Source organism: Streptomyces sp. NPDC002793 (assembly GCF_040295485.1).
GTDB lineage: Bacteria > Actinomycetota > Actinomycetes > Streptomycetales > Streptomycetaceae > Streptomyces.
Window position 1 is genome coordinate 13133 of the sequence record NZ_JBEOVL010000036.1, and the last position, 13658, is coordinate 26790.

Below are 13658 nucleotides of genomic sequence, written 5' to 3' on the forward strand. Positions count from 1 at the left end.
TGAGGGGTGGGGCGGGCGGCTTCCGCCGACGGGGCTGACAGGCCCGGGGCGGGGCGGCGAGGATGGGCCTCATGCGTACACGTGTGGTCCTCGACGCCCCCTCGAACCTCGGGCTGCGGCCCCCCGCCCCCGGCACCGTCCCCGGCTGTCACAAGCTGGCCGGCGCGCTCCGTGAGCAGCGCGTCGTGCGGCGGCTGGGGGCGCTGGAGGGTGGCGTCGTCGTACCGCCGCGCTACGACCTCGGAGACTGGCAGGAGGGCGACGGGGTCTTCAACGCCGCCGCCATCGCCCGCTACACCCGCGTCCTCGCCGACCGCGTCGAGGGACACGTCAGGGCCGGTGAGTTCCCGGTCGTCCTCGGTGGCGACTGCTCCATCCAGCTCGGTGCCGCTCTCGCCCTGCGCCGTATCGGCCGCTACGGGCTTGCCGCGATCGACGGTTCGGCGGACTTCCGGCACCCGGGCAACAGTGACCGGATCGGCGCTGCGGGCGGCGAGGAACTCGCCCTCTCCACCGGGCGCGGGCAGGCGGACCTCACCGATCTGGAAGGGCTCGGCCCCTACCTCAGGGACGAGGACGTCCGGCTCTTCGGCATGCGTGACGACGACGAGGACCGCGCCGAGATGACCGAGCTCGAGATCACCCACGCAACGGTCGGGGAGATCAGGGAACGGGGCCCCGCCGACATCGCACGCGCCGTGGTGCAGACCCTGGAGGTGCCCGTGCTCGACGGCTTCTGGGTCCACCTCGACGCGGACGTCCTCGACCCGAGTGTGATGCCCGCCGTCGACAGCCCGGACGACGGCGGACTCTTCCCGGACGAACTCGCCGCGCTGCTGCGCCCACTCGTCGGGTCGCCCCGCTGCGTGGGGCTCAACGTCACGATCTACGATCCCGACCTGGACCCGGACGGCACCGCCGGAGCGCTGCTCGCGGATCTGATCGTCGACGCCTTCGACCTGGCGGGAGCGGACGGCGCGGAGCGCTGATCAGGCGGGCACGTTCCGGTCGACGTACTCGAAGACCGAGCCGTCCGGGTGCAGTGCGATCAGATTGCGGCCGGCCGGGGTGGGTACGGGGCCCGCGATGACCCTCGCGCCCACCCGGGTCAGCGCCGCGTGCGCCTCGTCCACGTCCTTGACCGCGATGGTCGCCGACACCTTGCGCAGCACCTCCAGTTCCGCCTCGGGGCCGCTCATCAGCAGGAAGCAGCCGATCGCGGCCACCGAGACCCCGCCGCGCTCGAAGCGCAGTGCCGGGGTGCTGGTCAGGCCCTCGTAGAAGGCCACCGAGGCCTCCAGGTCGTCGACGCAGATTCGCAGCGTGGTTCCCAGGATTTCCATGCACACGAGGGTAGTTGCCGACCCGGCCGCATGTGATCGATTCCCGGTCCCGTTCACCGGATCACACCCGGCAGAGCACCTCGCCGTGGGGCACCATGAACCAGGCGTCGGGCTCCTCGCCCCACACGCGCCAGGCGTCCGCGATCGCCGTCAGCTGTCCGGTGCTCGCATGACCGCCGTCCACCGTCAGCTTCGCGTACACCGACGCGGTCGTGCGGTCCGCCCACAGCCCGCTCCACCAGGCGCGGTTCTCCGGGGTGGCGAAGCACCAGGCCGCGGCGGTCGGGGTGATGTCGGTGAATCCGGCCTGCCGGGCCCAGGACAGCAGCCGGCGCCCGGCGTCCGGCTCGCCGCCGTTGGCGCGGGCCACCCGGCCGTACAGCTCCTGCCACTCCGGCATCCCGGGCACCTCCGGGTACCAGGTCATGGCCGCGTAGTCGCTGTCGCGGGCCGCGACGACCCCGCCGGGCCGGCAGACCCTGCGCATCTCGCGGAGCGCCTGCACCGGGTCGCCCACGTGCTGGAGGACCTGATGGGCGTGGACCACGTCGAAGGAGTCGTCGGGGAAGTCCAGGGAGTGGACGTCGGCAGTGGCGAACTCCACGTTCTCCAGGCCGCGTTCCGCGGCGGCCGCCGCAGCGCGCTCCAGGATGTCGTGGTTGGTGTCGACCGCGGTGACCCGGCCGGGCGCCACCAGCGCGGCGAGGTCCGCGGTGATGGTGCCCGGCCCGCAGCCGACGTCCAGGACCGCCTGGCCCGGGCGGAGTTCGCCGATCAGGTATGCCGCCGAGTTGGCGGCGGTCCGCCACTCGTGCGAGCGCAGTACGGACTCGTGGTGGCCGTGTGTGTAGACGGCGGTTTCCTTCGGCATGGCCGTACATCCTCTCTCGGACCTGGGTCGCGGGCGTGGAGGTCGACGGTACGCCGCGATGTCGGATCCTGAGATGGGCGTCTCATCAAGTGGTCCCTCAGACCGGCATCGGGCAGTACACCGTCAGGGCTTCGGGCAGCTTGTCGATCAGCAACTCCGTGCCGGAGTGCGCCACTTCGCCGTCATAGGCGTAGGGGGTGCCCGGCGTGAGACCGGCGAGCCGTACCCTGCGGCGCCGTACGGCCGCGTGGACGGGGGACCGGGAGAGCGGTCCTGCGACCGCTGCGGCGAGCAGTCGCAGGCCGGGGGTGCGGCCGCCGTGCACCACGCGTACGTCCAGGAGGCCGTCCGCCAGGTTGTGGCGACGGCCCGGGGCGGGCCCCACCCGCTGGAACAGGCCGTTGCCCACGAAGAGCAGCCACAACGGCCTCCTCCGGCCCTGGAGTTCGGCGGCCAGTGGGCGTGAGCCGCGCAGCGCCTCGAAGGCCGCGAGCACTCCGGCCGGCCAGCCGCCGATCCTGGGCGCCCACTGCTCCCTGGTCCTCACGAGTTCCGGGTACACGCCCAGGCTGAAGGCGTTGAGGAAGTAGCCGTGCGCTCCGCCCGGCCCCTGAGGTCCGGGCCGGAAGCGCCCCAGGTCGACCCGGACGGCGTCGCCGGAGGTGAGCGCCGCCGCCGTGTCGTGCACGTTCTCGATGCCGAGGTCGTACGCGAAGTGGTTGAGGGTCCCGCCGGGGAACACGGCGAGCGGCAGGCCGTGCGTCGCGGCGACGGCCGCCGCCATGTTGACCGTGCCGTCGCCTCCGCAGACACCAAGGGCCCTGCCCTGCCGGGCCGCCTCCTCCAGGCATCCGGACAGATCGGCGGGTGCGCACTCCACCGTCTCCGCGAGCGGCAGTGCGTCACGGATGACGGCCGCCGCCGCGGTGGCGGAACCGGACTCCCGGTTGACGACCACCACCAGGTCCTGGCCGGCGGGCAGTGCGGGGGCCTCGGCCGGAGGCCGGCCCGGGGCGGGCAGCTGTCCGCGGGTCGGTACGACGCCCCGCAGCGCGAAAGCGGCCCCTATGCCGAGCGCCGCACCGGCCAGCACATCGCTCGGATAGTGGACCCCGGTGTAGACGCGGGAGGCGGCCACGGCCGCCGCCACCGGGGCGACGACCGCGCCCCAGCCCTTCGACTCCAGGGCGACGCCCGTCGCGAAGGCCGCCGCGGAGGCCGCGTGCCCGGAAGGGAAGGACGTCGTGAACGGCTGCCGCTTCAGCTGCCTCATGGCAGGCACGAGGTCCACTATCGGGCGTTCCCTGCGCACCGCCCCCTTGCCCACGGTGTTGATGGCGGCCGAGGCGACGGCCAGGGAGGCGATTCCGCGCAGTGCCGCCCTGCGGGACCGTGCGCTGGAGCCCAGCGCCGCCATGCCCGCCGCGGCCCCGAACCACAGCAGCCCGTGGTTGGCGCTGCGGCTGAGCCGGGGCAGGACGGCGTCGGCGCCGGGCCAGTGTCTCTCGGCCACGCGCTGGAACGCGGCGAGGTCGCGCCGGTGGAACCGGTCCCGCCAGCGGCCGGAGAAGGGGAGACTGCTCGTTGTCGACATGGGACAGCGAATACCCTGCGACCGGGCGGCGAACCAGGAGGCGCGCACAGCCGGCACGATCGGATCCCGGGTGTACGCGACGGAATGTGGCGAAGTGGCCCTTTCCTGCCCGCTCCGTCGCGCCGAGGACGTTGCCCGGACAAGTTCCCTGCCGTTAGCCTTCGTTCGTGATTCCGGTCATTGACCGGAGTGTCGAACGAGATTGGCGGGCGATCATGGGACGACTCGTCCCCGCGGTGACCAGGGCGCTGGATGTCCTCGAACTCTTCCTCCAGGGCGAGGGAACCCTTTCCGCCCCCGAGGTCACGCGCAAGCTCCAACTGCCGCGGACCACCGTCCATGAACTGATCACCACGCTCGCCGCACGGTCCTACCTGGTGACGGTGCCGGGACAGCCGGGCCGCTACCGGCTGGGCGTACGCACGTACCAGCTCGGCAGCCGCTACGCCGAGCAGCTCGACCTCGCGGCCGAGGGGCAGCAGGTGGCCCGGGAGGTCGCCGAGACCTGCGGTGAGACGGTTCATGTGGCGATCCTGGAGGGCACCGAGGTCATCTACATCGCCAAGGTGGACTCCACGCACGCCGTCCGCATGGTCTCCGCCGCCGGCCGCAAGCTGCCGGCCCACTGCACCTCCGTCGGCAAGCTGCTGCTCGCCGCGCTCCCGGAGGCGGAGCTGGACGCCCGCCTCGACGGGCGCGAACTCGTCGCCATGACCGACAACAGCCTCACCGACGCCGTGGAGCTGCGGGCCGCGCTCGCCGTCGTCCGCAAGCGGGGCGTAGCGGTGGAGCACCGGGAGTCGAACCCGGATGTGAGCTGTGTGGCCGCCCCCGTCCGGGACCGGTCCGGGCGCGTCGTCGCCGCGCTCTCCATCTCCGTGCCGATGATCCGCTGGAGCGAGGAGCGCGAGGCGGAACTGGCGCAGCTCGCGGCGGGCGGCGCCGACGCGCTCTCCGGCCGGCTCGGACACCACCGGGGCCAGGTATGAGGCCGGCCCTGGAAGTGGCCGTGCGGGAGCGGGCCGAGCTGGGTGAGGGCCCCACCTGGGACCCTGCCGGTGAGCGGCTGATCTGGGTCGACATCCTCTCCGCTCGGGTCCACACGTACGACCCGTCGACCGGCCGCCGTACGGTCATGGCCACCGGCCAGCACGTCGGAGCGGCGAAGCCGCGGGCGGGCGGCGGCCTCGTGGTCGTCCTGCGGGACGGGACGGGGCTGTACGACGCCGACGGAGCCTTCTCCTGGCTGGTCCACGAGCCCGTTCCCGGGCGGCGGGGCAACGACGCGGCCGTGGCCCCGGACGGCGCGCTCTGGGCGGGCACCATGCGGTACGACGAGGCGGAGGCGGGCGGCTCCCTGTCCCGGATCGCCCCGGACGGCACGGTGAGCCGCGTCCTGGACACGGTGACCGTCAGCAACGGCACCGGCTGGAGCCCGGACGGCCGGCTCATGTACTACACCGACACCCCGACCCGGCGCGTCGACGTCTTCGACGTGGAGGGGGAGCGTGTCGTGAACCGGCGCCCCTTCGCCACCGTGGAGCGGGGTTCCGGCTGGCCGGACGGTCTGACGGTGGACGCCGAGGGCTGTGTGTGGACCGCGCTCTGGGACGGTGCCGCGATCCACCGCTACACCCCCGACGGCCGGCTGGACCGGGTCATCGAGCTGCCGGTGCTCCGGCCCACGGCGTGCGCGTTCGGCGGGCCCCATCTCCGCGACCTGTACGTGTCCACCGCCCGGACGGGCCTGGACGCCCCCCACCCGCTGTCGGGCTCCCTGCTCGTGCTGCCGGACGTGGGACAGGGGCTGCCCGGAACACCGTTCGCCGGATGACCGGCCCGGGGGCCGGAGTGCGTATGCCGGTCGCACTCCGTGGCCGGTGCGGGGGCGGAAGGCGGGGAACCTCCGTATAAATGCTGTAGACGCAGGCGGAGGGAGCCCCGGGGATGCACGCGAGCGAGCGGAAGCCGGCCCGCCCCCTCGGGGAGGACCACGGCCCGGTCCGGTACGGGCCGCCCGCCCCCGACCCCGGTCTCCCGGTGCTTCCCGAGCTCGCGGGCGTACTGGCCGCGTCCGCCGCGTGGACCCGTCCCGAGCCACCCGGAGGCGGAACGATTCTGCGGGAGGCGGCCTCCGCCTACTGGGACCGGCGGAGCCTGCACGGCGGGCCCGGCGCCATCGCGGCGGCCCCGGGCGCCCAGCCGCTCCTGCTCGCCCTGATCGCCGCGTACGGCGGCGACGTGCTCATGCCCCGGCCCTGCCCCGCCACCTGGATGCCGCAGGCACGGCTGCTGGGCCGGCCCGCCTACCACGTGCCGACGCCCGCCGAGTGCGGCGGCATTCCCGACCCCTACGCCCTGCTGGAGACCGTACGCAGGGTGCGTGCCGAGGGCGGCAGGCCCCGGCTGCTCCTGATCTCCGTGGTCGACGATCCGACGGCGACCCTCGCGCCGCCGGAACTGGTGCGCGAGGTGTGTGAGGCGGCCGTCTCCGAAGGGCTGCACATCGTCAGCGACGAGACCTGGCGCGACACCGTGCACCGGCCCCACGAGACCGTCCTGCTCAGCCCCGCCGAGATGTGCCCCGACGACGTCACCGTCCTGTCCGACCTGGCCGGATCCCTCACCCCGTCCGCCTGGCCGGTCGCCGTCGCCCGCTTCCCGGCCGGAGCCCGCGCCGCGGCGCGCCGCGCCAGGGTCCTCGACGTCCTCACCGCGCTCGGCGCCCTCGTCGCCGAGCCGGTGGCCAGGGCCGCCGCCCACGCGCTGGGCGAACCCGAGGCGGTACGGACGAGGGTCAGGCAGGCGGCACACCTCCAGGACCACCTCGCCTCCGCCGCGCACCGCGCGGTCCTCACCGTCGGCGCCCTGGCCAGGCCGCCGCAGGCCGGCCGCCACCTCTACGCCGACCTCGGCCCGCTGCGCGCCCGGCTGGCGGCCCGGGGCGTCACGGACTCCATGGAGCTGGAGGACTACCTGACAGGCCGGCTCGGTGCGCCCGCGCCCGGTGGGCACCGGTTCGGGGACGAACTGGGCGCGCTGCGGGTGCGCCTGAGCACCGGCCCGCTCCTCGGCTCAACCCCGGAGCAGCAGATGGAGTCCCTCACTGCGGTGGAGCCCTTGGAATTGCCGCATGTCGCCCGAGCACTGAGCATTTTCGCAGCAGCCCTCGATGAACTCCGATGACAGGAGCCTCTCGATGACGGAACAGACCGAGCGTCCGACCGCCGGTGCCGGCCGCGCGCCCACCGGCCGTCCCGTCGCCGCTCCGCGCAGCCTCGGCGAGCTCCGGACCTGGCCCCGCAGCTTCGCCGACCGGCTCACCGCACCGCTCCCGGGTGTCAGGGGCATGACGCGTCTGGCCAGGGAGCGCGCCATGCGGCCCAACGCGGAGGGACTCCGGGGCGTCCACCGGCTGCCGTACGCCCCCCGGCCGCTGCCCGACGCCGACAGGGACACGGTGGCGGTCACCTGGGCCGGGCACGCCAGCTGGGTCATCCGCATCGGCGGGCTCACCGTCCTCACCGACCCGGTCTGGTCGCGGCGCATCCTGGGCACCCCGGCCAGGATCACCCCGGTCGGGGTCCGCTGGGAGGAACTGCCGGCCGTCGACGCGGTCCTGATCAGCCACAACCACTACGACCACCTCGACGCCCCGACCCTCCGCAGACTGCCCAGGGACACCCCGCTCCTCGTCCCCGCCGGCCTCGGCCGCTGGTGCCGTCGGCGTCGCTTCACCCGCGTCACGGAGCTCGACTGGTGGGAATCGGTGGAACTGGGCGGTGTCCGCTTCGACTTCGTGCCCTCCCACCACTGGTCCAAGCGCACCCTCCTCGACACCTGCCGGTCCCTGTGGGGCGGCTGGGTGATCGGCGACGCGGCAGGACGGCGGCTCTACTTCGCCGGGGACACCGGCTACGGCCACTGGTTCAAGGAGATCGGCCGCCGCTACCCCGGCCTGGACCTGGCCATGCTGCCGATCGGGGCGTACGAACCACGCTGGTGGCTCTCGGACGTGCACACCGACCCGGAGGAGGCCGTCCAGGCGTACACGGACCTCGGCGCCCGTGCGATGGCCCCGATGCACTGGGCGACGTTCCTGCTCTCCGCCGAACCGGTGCTCGAACCGCTGACCAGGCTCCGCACCGCCTGGCAGCAGGCCGGATATCCGCGCACCGACCTCTGGGACCTGCCGGTCGGCGGCTCACGCGTCATGGAAGCCTGACCGTGCCCGGCGGCCGGAACACCACCGGCCCCTCAGTCGGCCAGGCGCCCCCGCAGCCGCCGCCAGAGGGCCGGGGCCCCGCTGATCAGCAGCGTCAGCACCACCGCGGCGAGCACCCCCTCCCACGGCTCGGGGAACAGCGAACCGCCCAGGAGCCCGATCAGTTGATACGTCGCCGCCCAGGCCAGACACGCCGGCACATCGCCCCGCGCGAACTGCCGCAGCGGCATCCGGCCGAGCAGACAGGCCAGCATCACCGGTATTCGCCCGGCCGGTATCAGCCGGGACAGCACCAGCACCACCGTGCCGTGCTCGTCCAGCTTCCGCTGAGCCTGCGCGAGACGCTCCGGAGCGGCCCGGCCGGTGATCGCCTTCAGCCACTTCGAGCCGTTCTTGGACGCCACCCCGCGCTTGCCCAGCCAGTACAGGCATATGTCGCCGAGGAAGGCCGCGCCCGCGGCGACGGCGAATACCACGAGCAGGGCGAACGGTGACGTCTGGTGGAACGCCACCACGGCCGCCGAACTCACCAGCACCCCCGTCGGCACCACCGGCACCAGCGATCCCAGCGCCACGAGCAGGAACAGCGACGGATAGCCGACGGCCTGCTGCGTCGCCTCGGTCGGCAGCTGCCGCAGTACGTCCATCATCTTCGGGCCTCCGGCCTCACATGCTCGCCGTGCCCCAGCCGGTGCACCGCCACTTCGGGTGCCACCAGCGCCGCCTGCCGCACGAACTCGTCCCCCGGCGCATGGAACTCGTGCGGCCGGACCCCGTCCATCCCGATCGGCCAGTACGTGCCGTAGTGCACCGGCACGGCCGAACGCGGCTCCAGCATGGTCAGCGCCCGCGCCGCGCGGGCCGCGTCCAGGTGGTGGTGCCCCAGGTTGGGCCCCCAGCCGCCGACCGGCAGCAGCGCCACGTCCACCGGCCCCACCGCCTCGGCCATGTCGTCGAACAGCCCGGTGTCACCGGCGAAGTACGTGCGGGCCTCGCCCTCGACGACGTACCCGAGAGCGGGCACCCGGTGCGGGCCGACCGGCAGCCGTCGTCCGTCGTGCAGGGCCGGAACCGCCCGGACCAGGACCTCGCCGACCCGCACCACGTCCCCCGGGGCGACCTCGGAGATCCGCAGTCCCCGGGTCCTGCGCAGCAGACGGAGGCCCGGGACGGCCCGGACGGCACCCCGGGGCACGATCAGCAGGCTGCCGGGGGCGAGACGGGCCAGGGAGGGCAGATGCAGGTGGTCGGAGTGCAGGTGGGAGATCAGGACCGCGTCGGCGACCGCTGCCTCCGGCGGCGGGACGTCACCCCGGCGGCGTCGCAGATGTGCGAAGCGCCGCGCGAACAACGGGTCGGTGAGCACCCGGACGCCGGTGTCCTCGATCGTGCAGGTGGCATGACCCCACCACGTGACCTCCACCGCCCCGCCTCCTCACCCACGCCGTCCCCGTACGCGTACGAGGGTAGGCGCTCCGCGCCCCTCCCACGCCGGAGCGCTCCTGCGCACCGGCTCCGCAGCGGTTCCGGGCGGCTACGGAGGGCCACGGCGGAGGTAGGGTCGTGGCCGGCATCGGAGCACGGGGGGAACCGTCGACGGGCGACGGCCGCCGACAGCCTCGGAGGGCCCGGGGCCTCGAACAGGCACGAAAGGGCTATGACAGGCTTGACGCGGGCCCATGACGAACACCGGGCCCGGACGTGAGGTGGAACGGCGTGAGTGACGGGCGATGGCGCAGAGCGGGGGGAACCCTCCTGCGCGTGATCTCGGTGTGGGCCGTCTCCACCCTCACCCTGCTGGTACTGGCCGGGATCCTGCCCGACTTCCAGCTCCAGGCCGACGACGGCGACACCGTCACGAGGACCGCCTTCACCGCGGCCTGGGGTGCGGGTGCCTTCGGCCTGCTCTCCGCGCTGGTGTGGCCCGTGCTCGTCCGAGCACTGCTCATCGTGCCCGCCCTGGTCCTGGGCGCCCTGGTCTTCTTCCTCAACGGCTCACTGCTGCTGATCGCCCTGCGCCTCATCCCGGACGGGCGCGGCGACGCCGCGCCGGAGACCGCCGTCGTCGTGGCGGCCGTCATGTCCGCCGTCGCCTCCGCGACCTCCACCGCCCTCGCGGTCCGCGACGACGACGCCTACCGCCGCCGGCTCTCCCGCCTCGCCGACCGGCGCCGCAGACGCAGCGGCACACCGCACAGCGCGGACGGCGGGCGCGGCGGCCCGCCCGGCATCGTGTTCGTCCAGCTCGACGGGGTCGGCCACGACGTGCTCGAACGGGCCGCGGCCGACGGCCTCATGCCGACCGTGGCCGGCCTGCTCGCCGACGACGCGGGCCACCGGCTCACCCCGTGGACCACCGACTGGTCCAGCCAGACCGGCGCCAGCCAGCTCGGCATCCTGCACGGCAGCAACTTCGACGTGCCCGCCTTCCGCTGGTTCGAGAAGGAGACCGGCACCGTGATGGTCTCCAGCAGACCGGCGAGCGCCCTCGAACTCCAGCGCAGGGCCATCGCCCGCACCCGCGACGGCGGCCTGCTCACCGTCGACGGCGCGAGCCGGGGCAACCTCTTCAGCGGCGGCGCGGACCAGCTCGCCCTGGTCCTCTCCATGGCCGCCAGACGGGGCAAGGGGCGCCGCTCCCGCGCCGGCTACTTCGCCTACTTCTCCGACTCGGCCAACGCCGTGCGGACGGCTCTGTCCTTCGTCGCCGAGGTGGGCCGTGAGATGGGCGAGTCCGTCCGCGCACGGGTGCGCAAGGAGTCGCCGCGGGTCAAGCGCGGCGGGCTGTACCCCTTCATCAGGGCGTTCGCGACGGTGGTCGAACGCGATGTGGTGGTCGCCGCGGTGATCGGCGACATGTTCGCGGGGCGCACCGCGGTCTACGCCGACCTGGTCGCCTACGACGAGGTGGCCCACCACTCCGGGCCGTTCAGCAGGGACGCGGAGAAGGTCCTGACGCGGCTCGACCGCTCTCTCGGCCTCATCCTGAAGATCGCCGACCACACCCCGCGCGACTACCGGATCGTGCTGCTGTCCGACCACGGCCAGAGCCCCGGAGAGACCTTCGCGGGACGGTACGGCCTCACCCTCAAGCACCTCGTACGGGCCGGCTGCGGGCTCCCCGTGCCCCGCCGGGCGCAGCGCACCCGCAGTGCGTCGGAGGCCCGCGACGCCGTGCGCATCGCACTGCACAGGCCGGTCGACGGGGAGGAGACGGAGGACCCCACCAAGCCCTCCGACCCGGTGGTGCTCGCCTCCGGGAACCTCGGGCTGCTGTCGTTCCCGGACATAGAGGGGCGGGCCTCGCGCGAACAGCTCGACCGCCGCTACCCCGCACTGCTCGACACGCTCGCGGCCCATCCGGGGATCGGCTTCCTGCTCGTACGGAGCGACCGGCACAGATCGTCGGTGGTGCTGGGCCGGGACGGGGCGGAGGTCCCGGTGGCGGAGCTCAGGGACGGAGAGGGGCCCATCGCCCTCTTCGGGCCGGGTGCGGCGGACGCGGTGCGGCGCACCGACGGCTTTCCGCACGTGGCGGACGTCATGGTCAACTCGATGTACGACCCCGGGACCGGTCGCGTACACGCCTTCGAGGAGCAGATCGGCTCGCACGGCGGGCTGGGGGGCGAACAGTCGCGTCCGTTCCTGCTGTGGCCGCGGACGCTGACCGACCCGCTCGACGCCGTGGCGGCGGACACCTCCAGGCCGGTGTCCTCGGCAGGCCCGGTCGGCGCGGAGGCGGTGCACCGGGTGCTGGCGCGCTGGCTGAGGGAGCTCTCCGGACCCCAGGTACCGCTGCGGCAGGAGGGCTTCACCGGGGCGGTGCGGGCGGACGCGCCGTTCCCGGGGACACCGGCAGATGCGTCCGGGAGCGGCCCCGACGACGCGGTCCCCGGCGTGCGCGGCTGAGGAGCCGGGACGGTCAGGCGGAATCGCGCCGTACCAGCGTCGGATGGAAGACCACGGACGGTGCGGGGCCGTTGCCCGGGCTGCCGATCTGCTTCAGGAGGAGCCGTGCCATCTCGGCCGCCATCTCCTCCACCGGCTGACGCACCGTCGTCAGCGGCGGATCGCACGCCACCGCGGCGTTGCTGTCGTCGAAGCCCACCACCGCCACGTCCCCGGGCACGTCCCTGCCCGCCCGCAGCAGCACGGGCAGGGCGCCCAGCGCCATCAGGTCCGAGGCGATGAACACCGCGTCCAGGTCGGGCCGTTCATGCAGCAGCTGCCGCATCGCCGATGCCCCGCCGGCGTGGGTGAAGTCCCCCTCGGCGGTCACCACGTCACCGATGCCGTGCTGCTCCAGCGCGTCCAGGAAGCCGGTCAGCCTGACCTGTCCGGCGGGCATGTCCTGCGGGCCCGCTATCGTTCCGACGCGCCGCCGGCCCAGGGACGCCAGATGGTCGGCCGCCATCTGCGCGCCGGCCCGCTGGTCCGCCTCGACGTAGGTGAGGGGCGAGGGACGGCGGGGCCGGCCGGCCAGGACGGCGGGCAGCCGGGTCTCATGGAGGAGGCCGGGCAGCGGGTCGTCTGCGTGTGAGGAGATCAGGACCACCCCGTCGACATGTCCCTGGCGCAGATACGACAACAGCTGGTTGCGGGAGGCCTCGTCGTCGGCCAGCATCAGCACCATCTGGATCCCGGCGGGGCGCAGGACGTCCATCAGCCCGGCGACCACGCGCCCGAAGTGCGGATCGGAGAACATCCGGCCGATGAACGGCTCCGAGACCGGGCGCCGTTCCTGCTCGGACACCACCAGGGCGATCGAGTCCGTCCGCCTGGTCACCAGCGAGCGCGCGGCACGGTTGGGTACGTACCCCGTGGTGGCCACCGCCTTCTCCACGACCCGCCGCAGCGCCGGGTCCACCGTGGGCGCGCCGTTGATCACACGGGACACGGTGGCCCGGGAGACGCCCGCCACCGCGGCCACGTCCTCCAGGGTGGCGGGGCGTGCGGGCGGCGGAGCGTCGGCAGTCATGCAGTCTTTATACCGGGTGGTCCCTCGGGCACGCGAAGGGTTCCGGCACGTCAGCGGCCCTGTCCGCACACAGCGCGGTCAGTTCGGCGAGCTGTTTCCCGCGCGCCGTCACGAGCGTGCTGGCCCGTTCTCTGGCCTCCGCGCTGCTGCCCGCGGTCGTCTCGGAGCGTGAGACCTCTGCCGACCGGAGCAGATGATCGTGCAACCGGGCCACGAGCAGGCGGTCGAAGGCGGTTCCCTCGGCGTCACGCGCGTCATCGAGATCCTCCGCCGTCACCATGCCGGGCATGTCGTGCCCCTCGTGCACATCGGTGTCCGGCAGTCCCATCCGGTCCCGCAGCCCGCGCAGCGCGGTGAGTTCGGCGGCCTGGGAGGCTCGCAGCCGCGCCGCCCAGACGGGCAGCCGCGGGCCGGTGGCCTTCATCGCCGCGAGGTCCAGGAGGGCCACGGCCGCTTCGTTCATGGGGATCATCAACTGGAGCCAGGCGGAGTCGGTCGGGTGTGCGGAAGGGGCGGCGGCTGTGGGCGACGGTGCGGGGGCGGGGCTCGTCTCGCGTGTTCCTCCCTCCGTACACGCGGTCAGAAGGGTGAGCAGCAGGAGTAGAGCGGTGGTGCGACGCGCCGTCATGGGTGAGTTGCTCCTTGCG

General features: G+C 73.6%; 13 protein-coding genes. 6 read left to right on the forward strand and 7 right to left on the reverse strand.

Translation table 11 applies throughout. From position 1 onward, the window contains the following. Nucleotides 1-71 precede the first annotated feature (71 nt). The gene (locus tag ABT001_RS27765) at nt 72-989 is read left to right on the forward strand and encodes an arginase family protein (protein ID WP_351282839.1); all 918 of its coding nucleotides are present in this window, start codon (nt 72-74) and stop codon (nt 987-989) included. Here the strand turns inward: ABT001_RS27765 and ABT001_RS27770 are convergent, their stop codons facing one another. The 3 genes from ABT001_RS27770 to ABT001_RS27780 form a co-directional block, all read right to left on the reverse strand. Continuing rightward, nucleotides 990-1343, reverse strand: a complete 354-nt coding sequence (locus ABT001_RS27770) for a VOC family protein (RefSeq protein ID WP_351282841.1) — start codon at nt 1341-1343, stop codon at nt 990-992. It abuts the gene before it with no gap. 61 nt (nt 1344-1404) lie between these two features. Then, nucleotides 1405-2214, reverse strand: a complete 810-nt coding sequence (locus ABT001_RS27775; protein ID WP_351282844.1) for a methyltransferase domain-containing protein — start codon at nt 2212-2214, stop codon at nt 1405-1407. 97 nt (nt 2215-2311) lie between these two features. Continuing rightward, nucleotides 2312-3808: a bifunctional phosphatase PAP2/diacylglycerol kinase family protein gene (locus tag ABT001_RS27780; protein ID WP_351282846.1), complete on the reverse strand. Its 1497-nt coding sequence runs from the start codon at nt 3806-3808 to the stop codon at nt 2312-2314. 215 nt (nt 3809-4023) lie between these two features. Here ABT001_RS27780 and ABT001_RS27785 point away from each other — a divergent pair, with 215 nt between their 5' ends. The 4 genes from ABT001_RS27785 (at nt 4024) to ABT001_RS27800 (ending at nt 8033) form a co-directional block, all read left to right on the forward strand. Then, a complete protein-coding gene (locus ABT001_RS27785; protein WP_351282849.1) occupies nt 4024-4797 on the forward strand; it encodes an IclR family transcriptional regulator in 774 nt (257 codons plus the stop codon). Next, nucleotides 4794-5642: an SMP-30/gluconolactonase/LRE family protein gene (locus tag ABT001_RS27790; protein WP_351282851.1), complete on the forward strand. Its 849-nt coding sequence runs from the start codon at nt 4794-4796 to the stop codon at nt 5640-5642. Before ABT001_RS27785 ends, ABT001_RS27790 begins: the two co-directional genes overlap by 4 nt. A gap of 113 nt (nt 5643-5755) precedes the next feature. Continuing rightward, nucleotides 5756-6994, forward strand: coding sequence for an aminotransferase class I/II-fold pyridoxal phosphate-dependent enzyme (locus ABT001_RS27795; RefSeq protein ID WP_351282853.1), 1239 nt, complete (start codon nt 5756-5758; stop codon nt 6992-6994). Between the two features lie 13 nt (nt 6995-7007). Beyond that, nucleotides 7008-8033: an MBL fold metallo-hydrolase gene (locus ABT001_RS27800; protein ID WP_351282856.1), complete on the forward strand. Its 1026-nt coding sequence runs from the start codon at nt 7008-7010 to the stop codon at nt 8031-8033. A 32-nt stretch (nt 8034-8065) separates the two neighbouring features. Here ABT001_RS27800 and ABT001_RS27805 read toward each other — a convergent pair whose 3' ends face one another. Continuing rightward, complete coding sequence (locus ABT001_RS27805; protein WP_351282858.1) at nt 8066-8683, reverse strand: DedA family protein; 618 nt, start codon at nt 8681-8683, stop codon at nt 8066-8068. Beyond that, nucleotides 8680-9456 (reverse strand): MBL fold metallo-hydrolase, encoded by a 777-nt coding sequence (locus tag ABT001_RS27810; protein WP_351282861.1) that lies wholly within the window; start codon nt 9454-9456, stop codon nt 8680-8682. The genes ABT001_RS27805 and ABT001_RS27810 overlap by 4 nt, the downstream gene beginning before the upstream one ends. Before the next feature lie 293 nt (nt 9457-9749). On the opposite strand from ABT001_RS27810, the gene ABT001_RS27815 reads away from it, so the two are divergent. Continuing rightward, nucleotides 9750-11942 carry a phage holin family protein gene (locus ABT001_RS27815; RefSeq protein WP_351282863.1) on the forward strand — a complete coding sequence of 731 codons (2193 nt, stop codon included), beginning with the start codon at nt 9750-9752 and terminating at the stop codon, nt 11940-11942. 13 nt (nt 11943-11955) lie between these two features. Here ABT001_RS27815 and ABT001_RS27820 read toward each other — a convergent pair whose 3' ends face one another. Together ABT001_RS27820 and ABT001_RS27825 are read right to left on the reverse strand one after the other, a co-directional pair. Then, nucleotides 11956-13011, reverse strand: a complete 1056-nt coding sequence (locus tag ABT001_RS27820; protein WP_351282866.1) for a LacI family DNA-binding transcriptional regulator — start codon at nt 13009-13011, stop codon at nt 11956-11958. A gap of 7 nt (nt 13012-13018) precedes the next feature. Next, on the reverse strand, nt 13019-13639 hold the full coding sequence (locus ABT001_RS27825) for a DUF305 domain-containing protein (RefSeq protein WP_351282868.1): 621 nt from the start codon (nt 13637-13639) through the stop codon (nt 13019-13021). Nucleotides 13640-13658 lie beyond the last annotated feature (19 nt).

Coding starts and splice junctions, on each gene's coding strand:
- ABT001_RS27765 (WP_351282839.1), top strand. CDS start 72: ATGCGTACACGTGTGGTCCTCGACGCCCCCTCGAACCTCGGGCTGCGG.
- ABT001_RS27770 (WP_351282841.1), bottom strand. CDS start 1,343: ATGGAAATCCTGGGAACCACGCTGCGAATCTGCGTCGACGACCTGGAG.
- ABT001_RS27775 (WP_351282844.1), bottom strand. CDS start 2,214: ATGCCGAAGGAAACCGCCGTCTACACACACGGCCACCACGAGTCCGTA.
- ABT001_RS27780 (WP_351282846.1), bottom strand. CDS start 3,808: ATGTCGACAACGAGCAGTCTCCCCTTCTCCGGCCGCTGGCGGGACCGG.
- ABT001_RS27785 (WP_351282849.1), top strand. CDS start 4,024: ATGGGACGACTCGTCCCCGCGGTGACCAGGGCGCTGGATGTCCTCGAA.
- ABT001_RS27790 (WP_351282851.1), top strand. CDS start 4,794: ATGAGGCCGGCCCTGGAAGTGGCCGTGCGGGAGCGGGCCGAGCTGGGT.
- ABT001_RS27795 (WP_351282853.1), top strand. CDS start 5,756: ATGCACGCGAGCGAGCGGAAGCCGGCCCGCCCCCTCGGGGAGGACCAC.
- ABT001_RS27800 (WP_351282856.1), top strand. CDS start 7,008: ATGACGGAACAGACCGAGCGTCCGACCGCCGGTGCCGGCCGCGCGCCC.
- ABT001_RS27805 (WP_351282858.1), bottom strand. CDS start 8,683: ATGATGGACGTACTGCGGCAGCTGCCGACCGAGGCGACGCAGCAGGCC.
- ABT001_RS27820 (WP_351282866.1), bottom strand. CDS start 13,011: ATGACTGCCGACGCTCCGCCGCCCGCACGCCCCGCCACCCTGGAGGAC.
- ABT001_RS27825 (WP_351282868.1), bottom strand. CDS start 13,639: ATGACGGCGCGTCGCACCACCGCTCTACTCCTGCTGCTCACCCTTCTG.